14 protein-coding genes and 1 riboswitch are annotated in these 20,997 nt (G+C 47.5%); of the genes, 9 read left to right on the top strand and 5 right to left on the bottom strand.

Annotated features, from left to right (window positions below):
• Positions 1-30: 30 nt before the first annotated feature.
• The 9 genes from MKY82_RS25570 (at position 31) to MKY82_RS25530 (ending at position 13,065) form a co-directional block, all read left to right on the top strand.
• On the top strand, positions 31-276 hold the full coding sequence (locus tag MKY82_RS25570; protein WP_194544088.1) for an acyl carrier protein: 246 nt from the start codon (positions 31-33) through the stop codon (positions 274-276).
• Between the two features lie 17 nt (positions 277-293).
• Positions 294-1,514 carry a beta-ketoacyl-[acyl-carrier-protein] synthase family protein gene (locus MKY82_RS25565; protein ID WP_194544087.1) on the top strand — a complete coding sequence of 407 codons (1,221 nt, stop codon included), beginning with the start codon at positions 294-296 and terminating at the stop codon, positions 1,512-1,514.
• Positions 1,504-2,754 carry a beta-ketoacyl synthase N-terminal-like domain-containing protein gene (locus tag MKY82_RS25560; protein ID WP_339294662.1) on the top strand — a complete coding sequence of 417 codons (1,251 nt, stop codon included), beginning with the start codon at positions 1,504-1,506 and terminating at the stop codon, positions 2,752-2,754. The genes MKY82_RS25565 and MKY82_RS25560 overlap by 11 nt, the downstream gene beginning before the upstream one ends.
• Before the next feature lie 21 nt (positions 2,755-2,775).
• Positions 2,776-3,216 (top strand): 3-hydroxyacyl-ACP dehydratase FabZ, encoded by a 441-nt coding sequence (gene fabZ / locus MKY82_RS25555; protein WP_194544085.1) that lies wholly within the window; start codon positions 2,776-2,778, stop codon positions 3,214-3,216.
• Between the two features lie 382 nt (positions 3,217-3,598).
• Entirely contained in the window at positions 3,599-4,381 is a 783-nt protein-coding gene (gene fabI / locus MKY82_RS25550) for an enoyl-ACP reductase FabI (protein WP_194544084.1), read from the top strand.
• A 47-nt stretch (positions 4,382-4,428) separates the two neighbouring features.
• Positions 4,429-5,682 (top strand): hypothetical protein, encoded by a 1,254-nt coding sequence (locus tag MKY82_RS25545; RefSeq protein WP_194544083.1) that lies wholly within the window; start codon positions 4,429-4,431, stop codon positions 5,680-5,682.
• 221 nt (positions 5,683-5,903) lie between these two features.
• A riboswitch (cyclic di-GMP riboswitch) is annotated at positions 5,904-6,002 on the top strand.
• Positions 6,003-6,625: 623 nt separating this feature from the next.
• Positions 6,626-11,818, top strand: coding sequence for an isopeptide-forming domain-containing fimbrial protein (locus tag MKY82_RS25540; protein ID WP_339294661.1), 5,193 nt, complete (start codon positions 6,626-6,628; stop codon positions 11,816-11,818).
• Positions 11,819-12,223: 405 nt separating this feature from the next.
• Entirely contained in the window at positions 12,224-12,418 is a 195-nt protein-coding gene (locus MKY82_RS25535; RefSeq protein ID WP_339294660.1) for a Spo0E family sporulation regulatory protein-aspartic acid phosphatase, read from the top strand.
• Between the two features lie 200 nt (positions 12,419-12,618).
• Positions 12,619-13,065, top strand: coding sequence for a DUF5946 family protein (locus MKY82_RS25530; RefSeq protein ID WP_194544080.1), 447 nt, complete (start codon positions 12,619-12,621; stop codon positions 13,063-13,065).
• Between the two features lie 74 nt (positions 13,066-13,139).
• On the opposite strand, the gene MKY82_RS25525 is transcribed toward MKY82_RS25530, so the two are convergent.
• The 5 genes from MKY82_RS25525 to MKY82_RS25505 form a co-directional block, all read right to left on the bottom strand.
• Positions 13,140-15,521 (bottom strand): FtsX-like permease family protein, encoded by a 2,382-nt coding sequence (locus MKY82_RS25525; RefSeq protein ID WP_194544079.1) that lies wholly within the window; start codon positions 15,519-15,521, stop codon positions 13,140-13,142.
• Positions 15,522-15,527: 6 nt separating this feature from the next.
• Positions 15,528-16,292, bottom strand: coding sequence for an ABC transporter ATP-binding protein (locus tag MKY82_RS25520; RefSeq protein ID WP_339294659.1), 765 nt, complete (start codon positions 16,290-16,292; stop codon positions 15,528-15,530).
• 95 nt (positions 16,293-16,387) lie between these two features.
• Complete coding sequence (locus tag MKY82_RS25515) at positions 16,388-17,833, bottom strand: HAMP domain-containing sensor histidine kinase (protein ID WP_339294658.1); 1,446 nt, start codon at positions 17,831-17,833, stop codon at positions 16,388-16,390.
• Between the two features lie 5 nt (positions 17,834-17,838).
• Entirely contained in the window at positions 17,839-18,546 is a 708-nt protein-coding gene (locus MKY82_RS25510) for a response regulator transcription factor (RefSeq protein ID WP_194544076.1), read from the bottom strand.
• 258 nt (positions 18,547-18,804) lie between these two features.
• A complete protein-coding gene (locus tag MKY82_RS25505) occupies positions 18,805-20,787 on the bottom strand; it encodes a DUF4832 domain-containing protein (RefSeq protein ID WP_339294657.1) in 1,983 nt (660 codons plus the stop codon).
• Positions 20,788-20,997: the final 210 nt, after the last annotated feature.

The raw sequence follows: 20,997 nt of genomic DNA, 5'->3' as shown, positions 1-20,997 counted from the left end.
AATGAATTTTATACCTGGAGGGAATTAAAAATGGAAACAAAAGAACTGAGAGATGAATTGACAAAGCTGGTCGCAGACGTTATTGAAATCGATGAATTCGCAGATGATGACAATTTTGTAGAGGATCTGGGTGTCGATTCCATGGTGGCCCTGGAAATTGTGTATGAAATAGAGAAGAAACTCAAAGTCGTTATACCGGCAAAGCATATCAAAGAGATGGAGACCCTAAATGATGTCATCAAGATGGTTAGTGAAAAATTAGATTCAAAATCATAATTTGTGGGGGATTTATAATGGCTAACAGAGTTGTAGTAACTGGGCTAGGTGTAATATCACCTATAGGTGCGGGAGTTCGGGATTTTTGGGACAAGCTTTGTCAGGGACAAAATGGAATATCAGAAATTACAGCTTTCAATGTAAATAAATTCACGGTTACTCGCGGAGGAGAAATTAAGGACTTTAATCCCGTTCAATTCCTGGCCAATACCCATGCAAGTAAATTAGCCAGAACTTCTCAGCTAGCAGTTGCTGCAGCTCAAATGGCTAAAGATGATGCCAATATTACGTCATTTGCGGATAAAACAAGAGTTGGTGTGTGCATAGGAACTACGATGGGAAACCAATCCATCGTTGAAGATGATCACGATATTAGAATCAGTAATAACCCGAATACTATACCGCCGTCGATCTTCGCATACCCGGATTCATATATATCCGGCAGTGTCTCAAAGCATTTAGGGGCGGAAGGGCCATCTATTACAATCCCTACAGCATGTGCTGCCGGAAATTATGCCATTGGGCAGGGCAGTGAATTAATACAAAGCGGCGCTGCGGACATTGTCTTTGTTGGTGGCTCGGATGGATTATCACGAAGCTGTTTTGCGCTTTTTCACAGATTGGGGGCAATGGCGCCGGATATTTGTCAACCATTTGATAAAAACCGCAAGGGTATGATGGTAAGCGAAGGGGCTGGAGTGTTAGTTTTAGAAAATCTGGAAACTGCCCTAAAACGAGGCGCCCCGATTTATGCCGAACTGCTTGGTTATGGTCTTTCTTGTGATGCTCACCATCCGACTGCCCCACATCCTGAAGGATTAGGCGCACAAATTGCAATGAATAACGCATTGAAGGATGCAAAAATCAAGAAAGAACAAATCTCTTATATTAGTGCTCATGGAACAGGCACACCTGCCAATGACTCAACCGAATCCAAGGCATTGCAATCCGTATTTGGATCATTATTAGATCAAATTCCAACCAGTTCCATAAAATCAATGCTGGGTCATACCATGGGGGCGGCCAGCGCAATTGAAGCAGTAGCGAGCGCTTTGTCTATAAAACATCAAGTGCTGCCTCCCACCATGAATTATTCGACCCCGGATCCGGAATGTATTACAAATGTTATCCCAAATAAGAGTATCGACAGTTCTGTTCATACCGTTCTTAGTAACTCTTTTGCTTTTGGAGGCAACATATGTTCAATAATATTAGGAGAGATCGATAATGTGGAATGATAATGATCCGGTTGTAGTGTCAGGTGTGGGATCTGTATCCGTGTTTGGAACGGATAAGAATCAATTTTGGGAGCGTCTTATAGGGGAGTCAGATTCAAAAAGTACAAGTCCAAAAAGCAATGACTTTCTAGACCTGCCTGTCATTGAAACCATTTGTGTTGACCATTGGAACCCGGAAGAGTTAATCGGCAAGCGTGGGTTAAAATATCTATCACTCAGCACACAATACCTGTTGAGCGCTGCAGTGCGATGCTGGCAAGATGCCGGATTGGGTGACCTCAATCCAGCATCGGAATCAGAGGCCTTGGACTTGGGGGTCGTTGTGGCAAGCAACTTTTCCGGACTCAAGGCCATTTCAGATTATGATTATACAACCATTACTGTGGGCCCCCAATCTGTAAGCCCAATGCAGGCGCCAAATACCATAGCCAACGCTCCAGCTGCACAACTTGCTATTAGAATGAATGCCTGCGCATTCAACACTACGATTGCTACTGGACAATGTGCTGGACTTGATGCAATAGCTTACGCTGTTTCATCCATCCATAAAGGACAAGCTAAACAGGTTTTGGTAGGCGGGGTAGAAGAGATCAACGAAAGAGTTTTATGGATTTATCAAAATTCTAATGTTCTGCCAAAAGAATATTCAGATAGAGCCGGCAAGCCCTTTTCTTCAGATAGTACGGGATGGATACCGGGAGAAGGTGCTTCGGTTATTTTGTTGGAAAAATTATCACATTGCCTGGAGCGTGGAGGAACTCCACTGGGAAAAATAGCTTCATATTCCACCACTTTCGCTGTTGATGAAGATTCGCGCATTCATGCCATGGAAAGAGCGATCGGGCAAGTCTTCGAGCAGGCGGATAGGGTTTTCAGTGAAACAAGTGGGATCATCTCAGGAGCCAGTGGGTTTTATCCGCAGGATAGGGTGGAAATGAACGCAATTCATAATTTATTTGGATCCGCGAATCCGGAGATTCCCATTAGTTCACTTAAAGGGACGATTGGCGAAACATACGGAGCATCTGGAGTGTTCCAGGCAGCAGCAGGTTTGATGGCGCTTAACAAGGGCATTTTACCAAAAAGCATAGCTCTTTCAGAGCTTAATCATCGTGATCTGGAAAAAACTCCGATTTATTTAACATCGAATGATATAAGGGATACTAAAAAACAAAACATAGTGACTACATCACAAGACTTGTCAGGGATAACGAGTTGTCTGATGCTTGAAAGTGTCTGATGAGAGGGAGGTTGGCTACTTATGAGACTAGGCTCCAATGAGGTCAGATCTCTCTTGCCACAGGATTATCCTTTTATTTTCGTAGATTCGGTACTGGATTATGAAGTCAATGATCATATCACATGCTTGAAAAATGTAAGTTTCAATGAATGGTTTTTTCCAGGGCATTTTCCTGACAATCCAATTTTTCCGGGTGTTTTATTAATCGAAGGTATGGCTCAATCCCTCATTTTGCTTCATAAATTATCAATTTGTAAGACAGAAGACTCTGAGAAGAAAATCTTCCTGTTTACCGGAATTAAAAAGGCAAGATTTTTAGATAAAGTCAAGCCAGGCGATCAAATTATATATACATGCAAGTTCACAAGAGTCATCGAAAATGCAATCTTCGCCGAGGCTGAGGCCATGGTAGGGGATAAGGTTGTTGCAAAAGCTGAATTAAATGGTTGTTTCAGCGATTAAGGAGATTTTATCGAAAAGAATGTGTTAATCATTTATCTTCAATTAATAAATATAGTTTCTTATCACAAAAGGTTGGAAGCCTTTTATGACCTATGGACTTTAAAAGAGAGCTTTATAAAAAGCAGTGGGTAAGGCCTTCATATACCTTTGAACACGTTTAATCTTGTTCACGAGGATAATTTTTTAGTATCATCCATATATTTCGATGAATCAACTTACTATTTCAGGCAGTACGATACGATTGCTAATTATAAGCTTTCTGTTTGTTCAGCCAGCCCTGATTTTGCTAGTCATGTCATACATGTTCGACCTGAACAATTCATTTCCTATTTTTCGAAAATCCATTTGTTGATGGTTGATTAACAAATTCAGGAGGTAGAAAATGCCGGGCTTATTAAAAGGGAAAAATGTGGTTGTTATGGGGATCGCGAATGAGCGAAGTATTGCTTGGGGGATTACAAAATCCTTACATAATGCAGGAGCAAATTTAATCTTTACGAACAAAAGGGAACGATCCTATAAAAAATTGGTTAAGTTACTGGACGAACATAACATAACCCCCAAGTTAATTGTTTCCTGCGATGTAGCGAGCGATGATAGCATTCAGGAAGCCTTTACTAAAATCAAGGATGAAGTCGGTGTGATTCACGGACTTGTTCACTCCATTGCTTTCGCCAGGGGTGAGGACCTTGAAGGAGAATTTACAGACATTTCTCGTGACGGCTTTTTACTGGCACAGGAAATTAGCGCTTATTCGCTTGTAGCTGTAACAAGAGCAGCAAAGGAGCTCATGACTGAAGGCGGAAGTATTGTTACGCAAACTTACCTGGGTTCAGAACGAATACTGTCTGGCCTAAACTATAATGTGATGGGAGCTGCTAAAGCGGCTTTGGAAGCAAGTGTGCGTTATTTGGCAGATGATGTCGGAAAATACGGTATACGTGTTAATGCTGTATCTGCTGGTATTGTTCCTACCTTTTCGTCTAAAGTTATTTCCGGCGTTGAAAAGAAAATGCATGACATCGAGGATAAGTCCCCCTTGCGTCGAGGTGTTGACCAGGACGAAGTCGGAGATGCAACATTATTTTTTATTAGCGATCTATCAAGAGGCGTCACCGGAGAGATCTTACATGTTGACTCAGGATTTCATATTCTCGGCGGTTGACATCATAATTACTGGAGATCGAGTCGGCCAAGGATGGGAGGACAGATATGAGCTTTAAGAAAACCGTTGAATCAACAGAAACAAGTAACCATTCATATCCATTTCGACCTGTGGGGCCTTCATTTTCCCGACCTGAACTTGAGGTGTTAACGTCAGGAAAGATTTCAGATATATTAGGAGAGCGATTCAAATTCCAGGACAAGTATGCTCATCAAACGCGTATGCCCAAACCCCCGCTGTTATTCGCTGATCGGGTTCTCGGTATGGAAGGTGAGCCGGGCACTCTTGGACTTGGTAAGATATGGTTTGAAACAGATGTTTCGAAAGACTCATGGTTTTTACATGATGGTTATATGTCATTAGGTCTCATGCTTGAATCGCTGGTAAACCCTATTACACTGATCATGTCCTCGTTGGGTATCGATTCATATAATAAAGGGGAACGCCTTACACGGTTAATAGGCTGTAAGTTCATGTTTCATGAATCGCTTGTTAAGCCTGATTCTACAATTACATCCGAACTTACTGTGGATGGTCACGTCAATAATGGCGAGATGTGGCTGACCTTTTTCCACACTGACTGTTATGCCGCAGGACAGAAACGCTTGACCGTGCGAAAAGGTCAGGTAGGTTTCTTCACTAAAGATGAATTGCTTGGAGCCCGTGGTGTGAAATGGGATGCTGAAGCTGCACGCTTTAATGCAGACGCCAGACGGGATACTCCTGTTGTGGTTTGCGAACATCGCTCTTTCACCAAGGAACAAGTAAGCTTATTTTCCAAAGGGCGTACTGCCGAATGCTTCGGAAATGGATATGAAATGGCATTTACGCACACAAGATCACCGCGTATTCAATCGGGAAAAATGCTCATGATTGATGAAGTAGAATGCTTTGATCCGCAAGGGGGACCTTGGGGGTTAGGTTACTTAAAGGCCAAAAAGGAAATTCAGCCCGATGAATGGTTTTTCTTGTGCCATTTCCATAACGATCCAGTTATGCCGGGTATGCTGCAATTTGAAGGCTGTCTGCAAGCGATGGCAATCTATCTCGCTGGACTTGGGTTTACGCTGGATAAGGATGGATACCGTTTTGAGCCTATTCCTGAGGTGTTGTATGAGGTGCAATTGCGGGGACAAGCGGCTCCAACCGCCAGGGAAGTGATCTACGAGGTATTTGTCGAAGAGGTTCATGGTGGAGATGAACCCAAATTATATGCAGATTTGTTGGTCACTGTGGATGGATTAAAAGTTTGTTATTGTGGAAGGATGGGATTGCGGCTCGTTCCCTGTTTACCAAGATAGGCTTAAGCTATAATTTAATGGGCTTAAGTGCTTTGAAAGTAAGTTTGTTGGCTTGTCAAGTCCTACCTAAATTTGTTGATCTATAGTAAAAAAGCCTGAAACACAAAAAACGACAAATAGTGATAAACTACCGCAAAATTGAGTCATTAGCACCTAACTTATGGATTATTTGTATTGTAACTTTAAGGAAATGATAAATTTACCAATTAAATAATATGCTCGTACGATAATGGCAAACCCATTGAAAAGTGGGGACGCAAAGCTACAGGGGCTAATGGATTTGCTGAAAAAGCAAGTACTACTGCCAGCCAGTTACCGAATACGACGGATTCCCCGTCTGTTTAGCGTTCGCTATTTGGACGGGTTTTTCTTTTTTTAGTTTTATTTCAAATTTTAAATAATGATAGTCCAGGCATCAAGCCTTGTCTATAGATGAGATGAATCTTCAAGGAGGGAACGCCATTTGAACAAATAAAGAATACATAGTAGGAGCCCGTGAGTACATGATGACGCTAGGAAACTAACGGCTATTTGCTCATACTGGCCGAACTGATTGGGATCATTCCATGAGTCATAGTACGGATTCGATTCGATTTGGTAAGCAGTGTATTAAAATTTGAGGCTCACTACAGTCCAATGACGGCCAAGACTAACAACGATTGGAGGGAGATGTTTGAGCAGTATTCATTCTGGTACGAGCACAAAATTGATCAAGCGTTTGTTTATCCAGTTTTGTGTATTTTTAGTTGCTTTAGGCGGGATATTTCCTTTACAGCCATCTCAGGCTCAGGCCGCATCCTTTTCGATTAATGACACTGATACTTATATTATATCCGGGAATGCTATCTACCAGATCGACGGAAATAATCCGGGCGAGCTAGACCCAAAGGCAAGCCTAGCACTTAACAACTCACTCCTCATTAATAATGGATTAGCGATGTCCATGACGGAAAATGCCTTCTACGCATTTAGCGGAAGTGGCGGCATCAATCGGCTGTATAAGATTTCAGAAACGGGTGCTACTACACAGGTAGCCACGTTGACCGGAACAGCAGCAAACGCCGTAATTAGCCCGGATAGTAAATACTATTATATTTACACCGAAAATGGGGAGAATTATCTCGCATACTACGATATAACAACAAATCAGCAAGATCGTAAGGTTATTACGGGCTTGACAAGTAGCAACGGTGGCGACATTCTTTATGACAAAAACGGGTTTATTTGGCTTTTGGATCTTGTTGACCAGGTAAAGGTCTATCAAATCGATCCGGCAACGGCAGAAGTAATACGTTCTGTTCCTATGGTAAGTGCAGACGGCCAATCCATCGATCCTGGACCGCGGGCTCTTAGCTTCCTGCCGAACGGGAAAATGTATGTGGGCGCTGGAAACACCAACACGCTCGTATACGAACTTGATCCAGAAACACTTAGCTATCGATTCCTGAGCTCTACAAATATTGAGATTACTTACGATGCCGCTTCGCGTGTCATTCCTAATTTCGATCCAAATCCTCCTCAACTTGAATCGCAGAAATCGGCGAAGATTCAAGAAAAAGCGGATGGAAACACCGTTGCGGACCAGCCTGAAGTGGGAGATACGCTGCTATACACGATTCAGAGTCGAAATACGATCTCCGAAAGTCTGATTCGAAACATGGTTATCTCGGATACGATTCCGGAAGGCTTGGAATATGTTCCGGGTACACTGACAGTGGAGGGGCAACCGGTCAGTGATGATCGAGATAATGATCAAGGCGAGTTTGTCGATTCTACAGTAACCGGAACGATTGGCGATGTAACCGACACTGAGTGGCATCGTATCACTTTTCAAGTGAAGGTCACTTCGGGTCAAGCCGGTAAGAGCATCGAAAATGTAGCAACTGTTACGGGCGACAATCTAGATATGCCTGATGAGCCGAAGAATGCGATTGACGTGTATCCACTTAATCCTCCAAATGCTTGTTCATCACCAGTGGCATTGATTAATGGTGAATTTGAAAAGCCGGAGGGACCTGGTACTTTTGATAACTCGGTAGCCGGAGGCGGTTACTACTATGCAGACACGGTTCCAGGGTGGAATACGACGGATACTAACCGTACACCAAGAGGGATCATTCAAATCATGGACCCTGCCCGACCAAGCACGATACCTTCAAACACTCCGAATCAGGACAATCTTACGAGTAGATTTGCAGAATTAAATGCGGATACAAATAGTATGCTGTATCAAGATTTACCAACTGTACCAGGGCAGACAATCTATTGGCGCTTAGATCACAGAGGATATAGTGGCGTGGACACGATGAGTGTTAATATTGGACCGGTTACGAACGATCCATTCAATACCACGCCAGAAATAAAGAGAATTTCAACTGGGACTGCATGGGAAACTTATTCCGGGAGTTATACGGTTCCTGCAGGTCAAACAGTAACACGTTTTGGATTTAAAGCAATTAGTACATCTACTGGAGCCTTGGCTTTCGGTAATTACCTGGACAACATCTTCCTGGGAACTGAACCATGTGTTATCGCAGAGAAATCCGTTTCTCCTGCTGGAGAAGTTTTTGAAGGCGATGAACTTACTTACGAAGTCACAGTTAAAAATGAAGGCGGAGACGTTGCCGCAAATACCGTCTTTGAAGACGTCATTCCTGCGGGCACGGAATATGTTCCAGGCTCCATGAGAATGGTGAGCGGGACCAATACCATTGATCTAACCGATGCAGATGATACAGATGCAGGACACTTTGACGGCAGCAAGGTGATCGTTAGGCTCGGAAATTTGCAGAATACCAATGACTTGCCTGACGGCATCACAGTTCAATTCAGAGTGAAAGCATTATCCAGCCATGTCGGCCAGACGGTCACCAATCAAGCGACTGTTGATTATAAGAACTTACTGGCAGGCAAAGAGGAAACGATCGATTCTAATGAAGTGTCGAGTGGTATTCTCGAAAGAGAAGTCATTGATGCTTGCGCTAGGCCAGTTGCAATGATCAATGGCAGTTTTGAGCAAGGCGCTGTCCGGGGAACTGCTGTTAATACGTCCGGACTCTACTATTATGAATCCGAAGTACCTGGATGGAAGACCACGGATGATGCTAACGGTTATCCAGTCATTGAACTATGGGACTGGGAGCGAAATAATCCTGCGGTTGTAAAGAACTGGCCAGCTCCCCCGGACGGCGGGAAATGGGCGGAACTAAATGCTTATGAAAACGGGATGCTTTACCAGGATGTGAAGACAACCCCTGGACAGACCATCTATTGGCGCCTATCCCATATGGGACGGCAAGGGGTTGACACGATGCAGCTTCGTATTGGAGCAGCAACGGCTAACCCGTACGACACCAAAGTTCAAGAACAAATGACGGACGGTAACAAAGCATGGGGAACCTATACAGGCACGTATACGGTCCCAGCAGGACAAACGGTCACTCGCTTCGGCTTTGAGGCGGTGAGTACAGCAAGTGGAAACATTGGAGCTGGAAACTTCATCGATGATATTTTCCTTGGTACGTCGCCTTGTGTGACAGCTAACAAGACCGCATCTCCACAAGAAGTGAGTGCCGGCGATGAAGTAACCTACGAGATTCAGATCAAGAATGAAGGCGGAGACATCGCCGCCGATGCAAGCGTGACGGATCTGATTCCGCAAGGAACGGAATATGTCCCTGGCTCCATGAAATTGATCCTGGGCTCGACCACCAAAGACCTGACGGATGCCGACGACACCGACGAAGGTCGCTTTGACGGCAGCCAGGTCAGCATTCAGTTAGGCGACTTGGCCAATACGAGCCAATTGGCTGACGGCGTTACCGTGCAATTTAAAGTCAAGGTTCTAGCAAGCGCCGCCAATCAGCAAATTAAGAACAAAGCACAAATCAGCTATAACAACTTACTAACAGGCGACACGGAAGAGAAGGAATCGAACGAAACCACCACGACGGTCCGTTTCAAACCTCCTGTTCTGGAGTCCAGCAAAAATGCCGTCCTTCAAACGAAGGCTGCCGGAAACACGGACCCTGGTAACCCTGAACCAGGCGATACGTTGCGGTACACGATTCAGGCACGGAATACGATCGAAAAGAGCTTTGTCAGCAGCTTGGTTATCTCGGACGATCTGCCGGCAGGACTGCAATATGTACCGGGCAGCCTGAAGGTAGACGGCGCTGCCGTCACGGATGACGCAAGCGATCAAGACAGAGGTATGTATACCGATGGGCAAGTTATCGGCCTGTTCGGGGATATTACGGACACCGAGTGGCATACGCTGGAGTTCGAAGCGATTATTGAGCCTGGACAAGCTGGCAAAAATATTCGAAATACCGCTGTAGCCGGTGGCGAGAATGTGAGCACACCGAGCGAGTCCGAGGAAGAAGTTCAGGTTTATCCGCGTCATCCGGTTGTGGAATCGGAGAAAATTGCAGAAAACCTGAATGCGGGCAAAACCCATTTCGAAGTCGGGGATACGGTTGTCTACACCATTCGGGCAAGAACGGTGACACAGGATGCGTATATCTCGAATTTGAAAATTACGGATACACTCCCGGCAGGACTGGAATACGTGCCGGGCACCTTGACCGTGGATGGCCAATCCGTCACCGATGATGAAGGCGACGATGAAGGCCATGTGGTAACCCGCTCCGTGTACGGAGGATTCGGCGATATCTGGGATGAGGATTGGCATGAGCTTCAGTTCCATGCAATCATCCAATCCGGACAAGCCGGCAAGGATATTCGGAATATTGCCGCTGTCACCGGCGATAATTTCGACGAGCCTAGTGAGCCGGAAGAAGAAGTCAAGATCTATCCGCGCGATCCAGTGATCGTATCCGAGAAGTCCGCAATGAATCTTGAAGCGGGCAAGCAAACATTCGAAGTCGGGGATACCGTTACCTATACGATCCGGACAAGAACGGTGCTGGACGATACGTATATGTCCAACCTCGTCATATCGGATACGCTGCCGGCCGGTCTGGAATATATTCCGGGCAGCTTGAAGGTCGACGGTGTTTCGGTCACCGATGACCAGGACAGCGACAAAGGCCATTATGCTTCAGGTCAGGTTGTCGGTAACGTCGGGGATGTATGGGATACGAAATGGCATACGCTGGAGTTCCAGGCGAAGATCGTAGCGAACGCCGGAGAATCGATTCGTAACACCGGTGAAATTACCGGGGACAACATCGATCAGCCGAGCCGCCCAACGGATGAGATTGTGGTTGAGGAAGGCGACACGCCGCCGGTGGACCCACCGGTTGATCCGCCAGTCGATCCACCCGTCAATCCACCGGTAGATCCAAATCCACCGGTCACACCGCCTGTAACACCACCAACTCCGTCTTCTCCAGTCATCGAATCACGGAAGACGTCGCGGGATCTCAATGGCGGCAGCATCACGGTCGGCGATACGCTGGAGTATACGATCTCCGCACGCAATACCGTTTCGGGCAGCTACGTATCGAACCTTGTGATTGCTGACCTCCTGCCGGAAGGGCTTGCGTATGTAGCAGGCAGCCTGAAGGTGGACGGCGTCTCCGTCACCGATAACGCTGATGGCGACAAAGGCCAGGTTGTTAACGGCAAAGTGAGCGGTAACTTTGGACGGATTACGGATACCGAATGGCATACGATTGAGTTCAAGGCAACCGTCAAGGCGGGACAAGCCGGTAAAGCGATCGTAAACATCGGTGAAGTCACAGGTGATAACGTGACAACTCCGGAGAAACCATCCAATGTCATTGAAGTGACGGACAACGAGAACAACGGTGGAAATACGACGAACCCGGGTGGAACGGGTGATTCCGACGGGGATTCGAATGAAGACCCGAACGGAAACTCGAACGAAGACTCTGACGAAGATTCTAACGGGAACTCAAATGAAGACTCGAATGGAGACTCCGACGGGGATTCGAATACTGGTGCACAAACACCGGAAGATCATGACGATTCAACATTAGGCGTATCGGATTCGACTCCACGAGATCCGGCTCAATCCGGAGATCAGGCAACGAACGAGCCTAACGGAAATAAATTGCCGAATACGGCTACGAATATGTACAGCTACATGTTAGCGGGGTGTATCCTCTTGCTTGCAGGTTTGCTACTGCTAAGAAAAAGAAGAGGATAGACTAACAACCGGCGGCTCCCCAAGTAAACCTACTTGGGGAGCCGCTGTCTATTTAGTTGTTGTGGTTATCATAATGGTTCACTAAGAGCTACCGAATTCTGCTGCGCGATGAATAGGAGATCGAGAATACGGAACGTGTTACGCAGAAAGTAATTTATTATCCATGGAACAACTTTAGAAGCTGAATTTATTGAAGTACTTAGGTAAAGATTACCCAATTCTGGGTATTTTTTTTGGTTGAGTCGAATTTTATACTTATAAGTATGAGACTGCGACACAAAGCCACAGGGGCTAATGTCCTCGATGCCAGCCAGTTGCCGAATACGAGGGATACCTCCGTTAGGCTGATTCGCGTTAACAGCAACTGTCATCAATCACTTGTTACGACGGGGGTGGGTGAACAAGGTGATTTCTATCGAGAGTGAACTCAAACAAGTATCGAAAAAACTCGAACTTCTCCGAAGAGAACTTGAGCGAGTGGCCAGCAGTTTCGAATTGGTGCATCAAGATGTTGTCGCCATTTCACAGTCGTTGGATAAGCTGATTATTCGTTACATGGAATTAAAAAAACAAGAGGAATATATCAAAAAGCATACTTGAATCATGAGGCACAGAAGATACCTTCTGTGCCTCATGTGTTTCTATTTGGATTTCAAGTGTAGGGGGAATAAGGATCACGCCCTCTGTTTTACTGGCGACATAAGATTCAGGCAGGGGAATTGAATACAAAGAGTTGACTTTACGCAACGTCAATCTATTAATCTTGGGGAAAGTAGCATTTAGGATAGGGGGATTATAAAATGGCTGATCATCACACCGTAATGGAGTCTGGAAGATGTATGGAGTGTGGAGCTAAGGAGATCGATGGGTTTTCCTGCTATGAATTATTCGGTTTTCCCCTTGTGTGGGAACATCGTGATCCAGCGTTATATGCTTTGCATTTTTGGCTTGTTTCATGTTATATGCTGCAGCATCCTTCCAACTATACAGAGGAAGGTTACCGATTGCTGGTTGATTTATTTACGAATGCTTATGATCATGATTGGGATACCGCCTATATACTCAAGAAAAATCGAGAGAGAGTAACCAAGGTAGCTAAAATAACAAACCCTCTTCCGCATAACGAAAGAAATCGCAAATCTAAATTTTGGTCAATGACCATAGAAGATATCTATTTAGGCGGTGAAACAAATGCCATCGCAAATATTATCAAGTGGAAAGAGCAAATACGATGTGAATTAAAATAAGAAGATTTATTAAGGCAAGAAGTAAAAAGATGACCTCCGACATTCGGAGGTCATCTTCTGTTCATGGAGCGTCTTCATGAATCCATGACCAGCACACGAAGGGAGGTGCGGCGGAGGATTCGCGAAGCCAGCCAGCAGCCGCTGACGGCGATAGCAAGCGCGATCAGCGTCAGCCCAATGACCAGCGGCCATTCCATGATGAGCGGCAGCTTGACAATCCCATAGGTAGAGAGCAGACCGCGCAGCACGGCCGGCAATGCGTAGACGCCGCAAGCGATGCCAGCCAGCGCACCGAGCGCAGCCAGTCCGGCAATGCCGCTTGTCAAGGCACGACGAATGTCGGTAGCGGTCAGGCCGAGCGAGGCATAAATGCCATATGTTTTCGTTTCCTTACGAATATGCAGCCGGCAGGTTGTATAAACAATAAGAGAAGTGACAGCCATGAACAGAAGGGCCAGCATACTCATCGGAATGAGCAAAACCGCCGCAGCTTCTTTGAATACGGAATCGAGCAGCACTTCCTGCTTCAGCGCTTGAATGGAAGGGCTGTAACGTTCGTTCAACTGCTGCACAAACGCATCGCTGTCCGCATTGTCCTTAAGTTGAATAAACCCGGCGTCCGGATTCAAGTGCTCGACAAGATCCGATGTGACCCTGGCGACGTTCGACATATTGGAAATGGACTGAAAGGTGCCGGTGATCAGCAATGGATGCGGTTCTCCTTCAATGTAGATCGTGACTATGTCGCCGATGCCTTTTTGCAATTTACGGGCAATATTGATCCCGATGGAAATTTCATTAGGGAGTACGGGATTACGGCCTGCAAGCGAGGCAAATCCGATCTCGTTCATGCTGCCTTCCACGACCGTCAAAGGGAGGCTGAATGTCTGTTGAGGATTGTCATCCTCTTCGGCCATGGCGATGACGCCGGTGGATGATCCGGACCAGTTCAGACTGTGAACCCGAGGGTCGCTTTGGATATAAGATTGCATTTCCGCCCGATCTATACCTTCCGCATGGATAACCATAATCGCGATATCCGCATCGTCATAACCCCACTGAGCCGACGTTTCACTGATTCGATAGACGCTGGTTACCAGCATGGCGCCAAAGACGAGCACAGCCACCGTGATGCTCATCAACAGAAAGATTAGCGCTGCGCTTTTTTTGTTGCCGCTCACATGCTTCCAGCCGATGACCGTGGGTACGGACCATCGATCCAGCAGTCTTTTGCGGGCACCATGCCGATGGATACGACTATGTGAAGACTCCGACATGCCATAACGGATCGCTTGAATGGGCTCGATATGGCGTGTCTTGGAAGCATAAACAAGGACGCATAGAAGGATGATGAGCAGCAGGCCGCAGCCAGTCCAGATCGCAACGTCTGCCGCTTGAACGGGAACAGGAGCTGTGTCGGATTTGAGGAAAGACAGGGAATTCCGGATGATGACATCTGAAAGGAAGCGGCTTGCAATCAGTGCCGGGACCAAGGCGACAATCGTCATTAAACCGTACTGCAGCAGGTAGGTGCCGATGATGCGTTCGGAGGTCATGCCAATCGATTTGAGAATGCCGATCGTGCGGTAATTGGCAAGGATTGTGTCCGTGATCGTAAAGCCGATCGTGAGCAAGGCGACGAGGATCATGACCAGTCCGAGGAAACTCATCACAAAGCCGATCACCTTGTTCATGATGAAATAAAAGGCCGACAATTCGGCAAACGAAACGCGTTCCTCTAAAAACGGCGACCCGAGCGCCTGCTCAAAGCGCTGCCAGTATTCCTCGCTTTGTTCAGGATACGAATAGCGAAGCGACAACATGTATTGCTCCTGAGTGGACAAGCTACCCATGGTTGACCGATAGTCGGCTTCGTTCATCCAGATGCGGGCAGTGGTCGAGAAAGGACCGCCATGGGATATGTCAATGACAATCGCACCGATCGTGAATTGTGCCGGTGCAGACCCTGAGGTGAACACCAATTCATCGCCGATATGCATGTTGTATTTGTAGGCAAGCGAGGTGGGTATCCAGATTTCGCCGACTTCCGGAACCGTCAGATGCTCAGGGCCTGTACCGGGAAGAGGATTGTTGACCCCATGCGGCATCGGCGGGGTATTGATCATATACAGATAAAGATTGGGCAATTCTTTCCCGTTAAAGACCAGTCCGGTCCATGGCTTGTAAGGGATTAAGCTGGACGCGTTTACGCCTTCTTGGCTGGACCACCAGTCGGCTACCAACTGTTCGTCATGCAGCCCACGGGTCATATTTATGACTTCGTGCGCACCATGAGCAGCCGCATGGCGATCATTGAATACATTCTCCGTATTCATCAAGACCGTGAATGCGGTGCTGACGAGTAGAGCGGATAGGGCAATAAGCAATGCGATCAGCGTGTTTTGCATTTTTCTTTTGCGTAGGTTGCCCCAGCAGAGTGTCAATATGGCTCGCATCCCAGACTACCTCCTCCCGGTGACATAAGCGAAGATCATCGCTTCCCGCTCGGAGGCCTGTTCCGGACTGTAGGGTCCCATATCCAGCGTGCCACCGATCTTGCCGTCGCTAATGTAGATAAGGCGATTGCCCCGGCAGGCTGCCTTCATGTCGTGGGTGACCATGACAATCGATTGACCGTCCGCATGCATCCGGCTCAATATATCAAGCACCGTAACGCCTTGTTCGTAGTTCAGACTGCCGGTAGGTTCATCAGCAAAAATGATGTCCGGGTTATTGATGAGCGCCCTGGCGATTGCCGCCCGCTGCTGCTGCCCTCCGGATACTTGGGAAGGCAGCCGGCTGCTCTGTTTATCAAGGGAGAGATTGACCATCAAGTCATTTGCCCGTTGCCGTACTTGTTCCTTATCCTGATTTGCGATATATCCAGGGAGGGCAATGTTATCGAACAGCGACAGATCGGGTACAAGGTTGCTGTTTTGATAGATAAAACCGATCCGATTCGCCCGAAAGCGTGCAAGCTCCTTGGCTGAAAATTGATCAAAGCGCTGTCCCTGCAGATAGACTTCTCCGGTTGTCACTTCATCAAGTCCGCTGAGCAAATACAGCAAGGTGGACTTTCCCGACCCCGAGTCGCCCATGATGACCGTGAAATCTCCTGCGTAAATCGAAAGATCGACATTCCGAATGGCATGGTACTGCTCCTTGCCAGTGGTGTATGTTTTACATAAATTTGCAGCTTGCAGCATGATGGTTTTGCTTGAAGGCATATTTTGATCTCCTCTCTTATCTTCCCATGCCACCAAATTATAGAGAACGATTCTTGCACATTTGTTATTAAATTATAAATAAATTATGACAGGGGTCAGCTGAGGGGCAGAGTCAAGTAGAAAGTCGTTCCCTGCTGCTGCTGGCTGTGAAAAGAGATCGTGCCGCCATGCGCTTCCATAATATACTTGCATATCGACAACCCAAGTCCGACCCCGTGGCGCTCGGTCGGTTGGCTGGCTGTTCGTTGTAAAACGCTGCCTTGGTAGTACCGATCAAAAATAAAAGGCATATCCTGCGGGGAAATTCCGCTCCCTGTATCGGAGACGATGATCTGCAGGCAGGATGTTTCCGAGTGTTCTTCAACAGCGAGTCGAATCGTATCCCCGGGCTCCGTATGCTTCAGTGCGTTCGTGACGAGATTGGACAGAACTTGCTCGATCCGTATGGCATCGATAACGACAAGCACGTTGGGAATAGCAGAGGGTTCTTGGCAGCGTACGCCCATCGTACGGATATAATGGGCCATCGCCCGCAAGATCGGCTCCAGCGTTGGAGCGCTGTATTGCTCAATCGGATGTACGGCAATCTGCTCCAGATCACGCAGGGCGTGCAGCAGCAAATCGTCTACAAGCACGGTCATCTTGCTCGTATTCGCATGCACCACCTCAAGGTATGCCATCACACTCGGCAGATCCGGGCATATGCCTTCCCGAATTGCATCGATATAGGCTTTGATCGTTGCCAGCGGAGTTTTTAAGTCATGAGACAGATTGGAAATCAGCTCTTTGTGCGACTGGCTGTGCGCGGCTTGCTGCATATGCAAATTACGAATCTCTTCACGCATGAGATCAAATACGGCATAGAGCTCCCCGACCTCGTTATCGCTGGTCCATTCGGCACGCTGCTCGTAGTTGCCTTTCAATATGGCTTCGGCATAAGGCTTGAGCCCGGCGACAGGCTCAACCCAATCATGCTGCACCCGGCGTCCGATGGAGAAGAATAAATAAAGCAGCGTCAATAGGGCCAGAGATAGCAGCGCCCATGGCACATATAGCGGCAAGTCTGAGGAGGGGAAGGCTGAGGCTACGACAGATGCAGGCACAGCAAACTGAGCGTAGCCCACAAAGCTTTTGCTGCCGGCGTCCAGCAGCGGAAAAGCGAGATGATAATAAGACGGTTCGCTGTCAGAAATACGCAGCGTGTAGTCGAGTTCAAAGCGGGGATGAATATGGCGCACGGATGAATCATCGCTGTCATAGATCATCGTTCCGTCAGGAAAAACAACCTTGAGGCCGATCCCTGTCTCTTGACTCCAGCTGGTTAATTGCCCCCGAATCGGAGCATCGGTCAGCAGCAAGTCGGCATGCCCATTCTCCAGGTTATGGACAACCGTATTTGTCAGCACGCGAATAGGGTTGACAATGGATGACGAATCGGGCTGGTTTGAGGGCCAAACGAGCCAAACGACGGATAGCAAAATAACCATGATAGATAGGCAGGCTGCCCAGAGCCTTCTTGTTTGCCACGATTTCCAGTACATGGGGGCTACACCGTCTCATCGGGGTTGAATTTATAACCGACGCCCCAAACCGTTTTGATATAGGAGGAGTTGATCTCGGCCCTCTCCAGCTTCTCGCGGAGCCGCCGAATGTAGACCGTGATGGTATTATCCTCGACATAAGCTGAATACCCCCAGACCTGATCCAGCAGCTGCGACTTGGTAAACACTTGATTCGGGTTAGACGCCAGGAAGTAAAGCAGATCAAATTCTTTGGCGGATAACGAAATTTCCTGCTGTCCGACCATGACCCTGCGGGCATTTTTATCAATCGAAAGGGTGCCGAATTGCACTCGCTGCTGTAGGGCTGACGGGAATTTCGGGTCTGCAATTCTGCGCAAATGTGCCTGAACGCGGGCGACCAGTTCACTGAGCGAGAAAGGCTTGGTCATATAATCATCGGCGCCGAAACCAAGGGCAAGCACTTTGTCCGTATCGCTGCTGCGGGCGCTTAAAATAAGAATGGGCGCAGCCGTCAACGTGCGGAGCTTGCGGCATACTTCAATTCCGTCAGCATCAGGCAATGTCAGATCGAGAATGATAAAATCCGGCTGCCGGTTGCGGACTTCCTGCAATCCGTCGCCGGCATTTTCCGTGATGAATGTGCTGAATCCCTGAACACGCAAATAGTCGTTCACGATGCGAGAGATATCCTGCTCATCTTCAATGATCAGTACTGTTTTAGGAGAATTCATGAAATAGTCGCCCCTGTTCCGCATGCTTAAATAGTGAGTCCATTATAGCATGGGCCGGAATGAAGCATAGGGAAAACAAGGGGGATTTTACCATCAAAAGGCTTGAGTGTGAAGTGAAGTCATATCAAGAACATGGTTACCTAAACTGTGGAGCACGCAGCCAGAGGGTGGTTTTATTGGAATCTGAGACGAGCAACAGCTATCGGGATATTCCCGATAGCTGTTTTCATAGTTTCGGATATCAGTCTGCCGATTTCGTTATTTTGTCCATGTACCGATCTTATAAGCTCCGTCTGATAGACGTTCCGTATTAGCAAAATCAACCCCAGGTTGGTTTGTAGACGGATCAAGAATGGCGATTGTCAGCTCATAGGTTCCGTTTGCCAGCGTGTTGGTGGAGATAGAGCCTGAGACCGTATGCAAGCCGGTTCTCCAGGTTGTTACGTCTGCGGTTGTCGTTTGACGCGCCACGATGTTCCCGCCGCTGCGCAGCTGGATTTCAACAGGCCAGTTGAACGGGAAGTGCTGAACCCCCTTATTTTCCACAGCTATGGATACATCTAATGCGTCTCCGGTATTCACTTGCGGATATGCCGCCTTCTTCACCACAAAGTGATAGCCCATTCGTTTCTTCAGCCTATCCATATTGCCCTGCAAAGGATTGCCCAGCGCCAAGGAAGCCGGAGCATTCGGTCCCAGCCAGCTCGGTTTGCTGAGCTCGGTCTGCCGCAGCGTCTCATTGAAGCCGCTGCCAGTTGTAAGTGCAGCATTCATGCCATACGCGCCGCCGTAAAATTCACCGCCAGAGACGCGCGTGTCCCAGAAGTTGGCATGGTTTGGCTGCTGCTGGCCGATATCATCCCAATAACCGTTCTGCGTGCCGGTATACCATCCCCATTCGGAATCGAAGCTCGGCTGATCGCCGAACATATCATTATACATTCCAAGAACCAGACCCTTGTTATTATTCTTGGCCAATTCCACGCTTCGTCTGATCAATAGCTGCGTATGATCCTCCTGATCGGCAAATGCATCGATATAATGCTGAATGTATTGATTGGATATTTCGTTCGGAGGAAATGCGCCCGTATAGTTGCTCTCCCCGTTCGGTCCGATGTAAGGCCAGGTGTGGAATTCCGCCCAGTGGCCAAGCGAACCGATTTGTACAAAAGCAATCGGGCTGTCAGCTGTGTCGTAATGCTCCGCAATCGCCTCAATGGCAAGCTTATGTCTGGCGATCAGATACTCGGAACTGTAATTGGGGGAGAAGCCCGTGTTGTTGCCGGCTCCCATGCCTCCGGTTGCATCCTGGTAGGCCTTGCCTGGAGATTGTCCCAGACTTACCATGTCATGATATAGCCAGTCAGGAATGTCCCGGTGAGGCACGCCGGAAGGACTATCCAGAATAATGCGAAGGACTACCTTGACTCCGCGGCTTTGCCAATAGTCGAAATGGTTGGACGCTTCAATCGCATTGAAATCATAGTTGCCTTTGGTTGGCTCTAACTCCTTCCAGGTGACACCGGCATATACGAGACGGTGATCCTGAGGGTAATGGGTTGATTTCGCTGAAGGAGCCCAGCCCTTAAACGGGTTGTTGAGTGGATCATCCAGCTCGCTCGGGTAAAATTCGATCCATTCTTCTCCGGGATTTCCCTCATGAATCGTATAAACGGGAAGCGGCTGGTTCTGCGCTGGCAGTCGGTTTATATCCGAGTTGTTATCCAGATAACCAATGTTCACGCTGCTGCCTGTTGCAAGTCCAAGCGTGGCGAGAGGGAGGGCAGCTTCAATAGTAGATGAGGTGCGTACGTATTGAGAAGAAGGGAGGGTGGAAGACCAATCCCAATTCCAACTGCTGCCATTTCCTGCATAGCGGTATAGCGATTGATTCTCGAGGAGCCATTCAATACCGGACGCCCCCCATCCGAAGGCTTGATATCCGGTCGAAGTATTCTTGTCCGTATTCAGCCAGAAGCTCCCCATGGTGGTGCTAAGGCCGGTGCCTTCAACAAGCAGATACAGATTGCTGTCATCGTGGGAAGCTTTTAGGACGCCAGCGGTTCCCGAATTCGTGGAAATAACCGGAATCCCATCCCAGTCGCTCGGATTACCATCGATAACGATGGAGGCTGCTTCCGCGGTCGAAATAAAGAGGGGAGAAGGGAATAAGGCAATAAGAATGGCCGTCATCGTAAAAACAGTAAGCGTCAACTTCATTTTGATACCCCATGCTTTCATGTCAAACCTCCTCACAAAATGATGGATGTCATAAAGCCTGCAAGTCCAAACTTCTATATTAACGGTAGAAATCATTCTACCGAATCTGAAGCGTTCACCCCCTTTCCAATTGAAGTTCCCGCATCCACCATGAAAAAAAGAGCACCGTGTCGGGTGCTTCTTGTGCAGTGGGTCTATGGGGCAAAGAACATATTCATCTCGTCTTTGTTG

This window comes from Paenibacillus sp. FSL W7-1279 (genome assembly GCF_037969845.1).
Taxonomy (GTDB): Bacteria; Bacillota; Bacilli; order Paenibacillales; family Paenibacillaceae; genus Paenibacillus_AQ.
Note: the sequence above shows the minus strand (reverse complement) of the source record. Positions and strands in the feature narration are given on the sequence as shown.

Excerpts from the sequence above, each read along its gene's own strand:
- MKY82_RS25570 (WP_194544088.1), top strand. The coding sequence starts at position 31 with ATGGAAACAAAAGAACTGAGAGATGAATTGACAAAGCTGGTCGCAGAC.
- MKY82_RS25565 (WP_194544087.1), top strand. The coding sequence starts at position 294 with ATGGCTAACAGAGTTGTAGTAACTGGGCTAGGTGTAATATCACCTATA.
- MKY82_RS25560 (WP_339294662.1), top strand. The coding sequence starts at position 1,504 with ATGTGGAATGATAATGATCCGGTTGTAGTGTCAGGTGTGGGATCTGTA.
- fabZ (WP_194544085.1), top strand. The coding sequence starts at position 2,776 with ATGAGACTAGGCTCCAATGAGGTCAGATCTCTCTTGCCACAGGATTAT.
- fabI (WP_194544084.1), top strand. The coding sequence starts at position 3,599 with ATGCCGGGCTTATTAAAAGGGAAAAATGTGGTTGTTATGGGGATCGCG.
- MKY82_RS25545 (WP_194544083.1), top strand. The coding sequence starts at position 4,429 with ATGAGCTTTAAGAAAACCGTTGAATCAACAGAAACAAGTAACCATTCA.
- MKY82_RS25540 (WP_339294661.1), top strand. The coding sequence starts at position 6,626 with ATGACGGAAAATGCCTTCTACGCATTTAGCGGAAGTGGCGGCATCAAT.
- MKY82_RS25530 (WP_194544080.1), top strand. The coding sequence starts at position 12,619 with ATGGCTGATCATCACACCGTAATGGAGTCTGGAAGATGTATGGAGTGT.
- MKY82_RS25525 (WP_194544079.1), bottom strand. The coding sequence starts at position 15,521 with ATGCGAGCCATATTGACACTCTGCTGGGGCAACCTACGCAAAAGAAAA.
- MKY82_RS25520 (WP_339294659.1), bottom strand. The coding sequence starts at position 16,292 with ATGCCTTCAAGCAAAACCATCATGCTGCAAGCTGCAAATTTATGTAAA.
- MKY82_RS25515 (WP_339294658.1), bottom strand. The coding sequence starts at position 17,833 with ATGTACTGGAAATCGTGGCAAACAAGAAGGCTCTGGGCAGCCTGCCTA.
- MKY82_RS25510 (WP_194544076.1), bottom strand. The coding sequence starts at position 18,546 with ATGAATTCTCCTAAAACAGTACTGATCATTGAAGATGAGCAGGATATC.
- MKY82_RS25505 (WP_339294657.1), bottom strand. The coding sequence starts at position 20,787 with ATGAAAGCATGGGGTATCAAAATGAAGTTGACGCTTACTGTTTTTACG.